At 45.1% G+C, this 397-nt stretch carries 1 protein-coding gene; it reads right to left on the reverse strand.

All coding sequences use genetic code 11. The annotated features are described in order from the left end of the window. Nucleotides 1-397 (reverse strand): MBG domain-containing protein (locus GM612_RS12285; RefSeq protein ID WP_246147770.1); only part of this gene is annotated, 397 nt, incomplete at both ends.

Consider the following 397-nt stretch of genomic DNA (forward strand, 5'->3'; position numbering starts at 1 on the left):
GCACTGAACGTGTAGTTCGGATTAGCTTCTTCGATCTTCTGAATAGCTGCCGCATTCAATGCAACTTGGTAAGTACCCACATCTACTGGGATAGAATTCTGGCCATCAAATGTAAAGTCCGCATTCGTTAAGGCAACGTGGTTGACCACTTTGTCGCCATAAGCAACAGTGAACGTTGGTGTTGCATCACCATAGGTGATCGCTTGATCGGTAACTGTAACTTTGGTCTCTGCATCCTTTGAATCAGTGGCTACTGGATTAATGGTATAAGTCCCACCAATAAAGTCACTGGCACTGAACGTGTAGTTCGGGTTAGCTTCTTCGATCTTTTGAATAGCTGCCGCATTCAATGCAACTTGGTAAGTACCCACATTTGTTGGAATGGTGGCACTGCCAT

This window comes from Secundilactobacillus folii, assembly GCF_009720675.1.
Taxonomy (GTDB): Bacteria; Bacillota; Bacilli; order Lactobacillales; family Lactobacillaceae; genus Secundilactobacillus; species Secundilactobacillus folii.